A 3,474-nucleotide genomic window follows, 5' to 3' on the forward strand; every position below is an offset into this window, starting at 1 on the left:
GTCATGTGCGGGTAGAGCGCATAGTTCTAGAAGACCATGGCGATATCGCGCGATTTCGGCGCGACATCGTTGATAACCTTGCCGTCGAGCGCGATCTCGCCGGCGCTGATGTCTTCCAGGCCGGCGATCATCCTGATCAAGGTCGACTTGCCGCAACCGGACGGGCCAACCAGGATGACGAATTCGCCCGACGCGATGTCGACGGACACGCCGTGGATGACCTTCGCCTTGCCATAGGCCTTATCGACACCTGATATGGTGAGCGCACTCATTGGTATTTTCCTTAGAAAGAGACCTTGTCGCCGCCCTTGAGCTGCAAGATCTGCCGTGCCTCGTCAGGGGTGGCGACCGAAGCGCCAAGCCCTTCGATGATCTGGCGTACCTTGCGCACCTGCTCGGCATTGGATTTCGCCAGTTGGCCCTTGCCGATCCAGAGCGAGTCCTCCAGCCCGACGCGCACATTGCCGCCGAGCGCAATGGCCTGGGTGGCGATCGGCAGCTGGCTGCGGCCGGCGCCCAGCACCGACCAGTGGTAGTCCTGTCCAAACAGCCGGTCGGCGGTGCGCCTCATATGCGCGACATCTTCCGGATGGGTGCCGATGCCGCCCAATATGCCGAACACGCTCTGGACGAAGAACGGCGCCTTGACCAGGCCGCGCTCAACGAAATGGGCGAGCGTGTAGAGGTGGCCGATGTCGTAGCACTCGATCTCGAAACGCGTGCCGTTTTGCGCGCAGGTGCGCAGGATGTGCTCGATGTCGCCAAAGGTGTTGCGGAAGATGCGGTCGCGCGAGCCTTCGAGATAGGGGCGTTCCCAGTCATGCTCGAAGGTCTTGAAGCGCTCCAGCATTGGGTAGAGGCCGAAATTCATCGAGCCCATGTTGAGCGATGCAACTTCCGGCGCAAAGGTCGCCGCCGGCTTGACGCGCTCCTCGACGCTCATTGTCGCGGCGCCGCCTGTGGTGATGTTGATGACGCAGTCCGAGCGTTGCTTGATCACCTTCAGGAAGGGCGCAAACGCCTCGGTCGACTGGTCGGGCCGGCCGTCGGCGGGGTTGCGCGCATGCAGATGGACGATGGCAGCGCCGGCCTCGGCCGCGCCGATCGCGGCATCGGCAATCTCTTGGGCGCTCACCGGCAGATGCGGCGACATGGACGGCGTGTGGATCGAGCCGGTAACCGCGCAGGTGATGATGATCTTGTTCTGGTTCGCCACTTGAAGATTTCCTCGTCTATTTGACCGCAGTCTATTTCACCGCGCCTTGGGTGATGCCGGAGATGAACTGCTTCGACAGCACGATGTAGAGCAGCGTTATCGGCAGCGCCGCCAGAGTGAGCCCGGTGAACAGCACGCCCCAGTCGGTGGTGAATTCACCGACGAAGACGGTGAGGCCCTGCGGCAAGGTTTTGAGCTCGTCCGAGGTGATCAGCACCAGCGGGAAGAAGAAGTCGTTCCAGATCGGCACGGCGTTCTGGATGGCGACGATGACCAGGGCCGGGCGCGCCAACGGCAACATGATCGAGCGCATGATGCGAAATTCGCTGGCGCCGTCCATGCGTGCGGACTCTTCCAGTTCGCGCGGCAAGGTCCGGAGGAAGCCGGTCATGATGAACACCGCTGAGGGAATGCCCATGGCGACATAGACCAGCACCAGGCCGGCATAGCTGTCGACCAGCCCAAGCGAATCCAGCTGGATGAACAGCGGAATGATCGCCAGTTTGAGCGGCACCGTCATGCCGCTGAGGAAAAACATCAGCACCAGCGCGCTCAGCCTGAACTGGTAGCGGGCAATCGCATAGGCGGCCATGGTGCTGAACAGAAGGATGAGGGCGACCGCGGCCATGGTGATGCCGACGGAGTTGGCGAGGTAGCGCACGAAGTTGGTTTCGCTCCACACCCGCTCGGCATTGGCCAGCGAAAAGTGCGCCGGCAGGGCGAAGGGCGAGGAGAAGATCTCGGCATTAGTCTTGAAGGACGACATCACCATGACGAACAGCGGATAGATCATGATGACGGCGTTGATCGCCAGCATCAGCTGGATGGCGCCATTCTTCAGCAACTCGGCGGGTTGCCCGGTGCGGGCTGTCGCGCTCACAGCTCGATCTCGCGACGGCGCAGGTAGCGAAGCGCGATTGCAGTGACGCCTGCAACGATGATGAACATCATCACGGCCAGCGCGCTGCCCTGGCCGAAATCCTGGATCCCGGTCGTCGTCGAACCGAAGGCGGTGCGGTAGAAATAGAGGCCGAGCACATCTGTCGCGCCGCCGGGCGAACCGGTGAGGCCAGCCATGACATAGGGGATTTCGAACCAGTTGAAGCTGCCGATGAAGGTCAGGATGGTGACGATGGTGACGCTCGGCGCAATCAGCGGCCAGATAATCCTGGTCATCAGCACATAGTCGCCGGCGCCGTCGAGACGGGCAGCCTCGATGACTTCCTTGCTGACGCGCTGCATGCCGGCCAGCAGCACCAGGGTGGGGAAGCCCAGCCAGTGCCAGACATTGGCGAACAGGACGCTGCCGAGTGCGGTGTGTTCGTTGCCGAGCCACGGTATGGCGCCGATGCCGACCAGCGCCAGCGTCTGGTTCACCAGGCCGAACAGCGGATGCAGGAACAGTTTCCACAGGAAGCCGACGATGACCGCCGACAGCACGACCGGAAGAAAGACGATGACCTGGTGGATACGGTGGCCGGGCAGCGCCTTCAGCAAGGCATAGGCGAGCAGGAAAGCGGTGCCGTTCTCGAACACCATCAGCGCCACGAAGGCGATGATGTTGTGCTTCAGCGCATTCCAGGTCCAGTCGCTGTAAGGCTGTTCAAACAGCACCTTGCGGAAGTTTTCGAAGCCGATGAATCCGGTCGGCTGCAAGCCGTTGAACTCATAGAAGGCAAGGCGGAAGGCTGAGAGCAGCGGCCAGAGCACGAACAGCACCATGACCACCAGGGCCGGTGTCAGCAGGGACGCGATCCACAGTGACCGGCGCCACGGAAAGGCTTTTGTGGTGTGGCGCCGGCCGCTGTTCATGTCACTTGCCCTGGAAAGGCTTGTACCATTTGGCGAGGCCGTTGGTCAGGTCGGCGGCCAGCTGGTCCGGGGTGATCGAACCCGACATCATCTTGGTGATGTCGCCCTGCAGCAGCTCCGATCCCGTCGGTTTCTCGAAACGGAAGTAGACGACATTGATATGCGGCATGGCGGTTTCGTTCAACTTGGCGACATGGGCGAGAAGCTCGTCCTTGATGACGACGCCCTTGATCGGCGAGATGTTGCCGAGCAGAGCGGAGAACTTGTCGCCGAACTCCTTTGTGCCCATCCAATTGACCAGCTTGAGCGCGGCCTCCTTGTTGGCCGACTTGGCGTTGACCGCATAGCCGCCGTCGAAAAACTTGGTCACCTGCGGCGTATCGCCGGCCTTGGCCATGGGCGGGGCGACGAAGTCCATGTTGATGGCCGGGTTCTGGGTGCGGTAG

3 protein-coding genes and 2 pseudogenes are annotated in these 3,474 nt (G+C 61.8%); all 5 read right to left on the reverse strand.

The window, feature by feature from the left end:
- Positions 1-29 precede the first annotated feature (29 nt).
- Positions 30-272, reverse strand: a pseudogene (locus EN932_RS31810) (ATP-binding cassette domain-containing protein); the annotation flags it as partial.
- Positions 273-283: 11 nt separating this feature from the next.
- Positions 284-1,216, reverse strand: coding sequence for a 3-keto-5-aminohexanoate cleavage protein (locus EN932_RS31815; RefSeq protein ID WP_064994970.1), 933 nt, complete (start codon positions 1,214-1,216; stop codon positions 284-286).
- Between the two features lie 31 nt (positions 1,217-1,247).
- On the reverse strand, positions 1,248-2,096 hold the full coding sequence (locus tag EN932_RS31820) for a carbohydrate ABC transporter permease (RefSeq protein ID WP_128337865.1): 849 nt from the start codon (positions 2,094-2,096) through the stop codon (positions 1,248-1,250).
- Entirely contained in the window at positions 2,093-3,028 is a 936-nt protein-coding gene (locus EN932_RS31825; protein ID WP_027161988.1) for a sugar ABC transporter permease, read from the reverse strand. The genes EN932_RS31820 and EN932_RS31825 overlap by 4 nt, the downstream gene beginning before the upstream one ends.
- A 1-nt stretch (position 3,029) precedes the next feature.
- Positions 3,030-3,474: pseudogene (locus tag EN932_RS31830) on the reverse strand (extracellular solute-binding protein); the annotation flags it as partial.

Origin of the sequence: Mesorhizobium sp. M7A.F.Ca.US.002.01.1.1 (assembly GCF_004022955.1) — a bacterium.
GTDB classification, from domain to species: Bacteria; Pseudomonadota; Alphaproteobacteria; order Rhizobiales; family Rhizobiaceae; genus Mesorhizobium; species Mesorhizobium ciceri.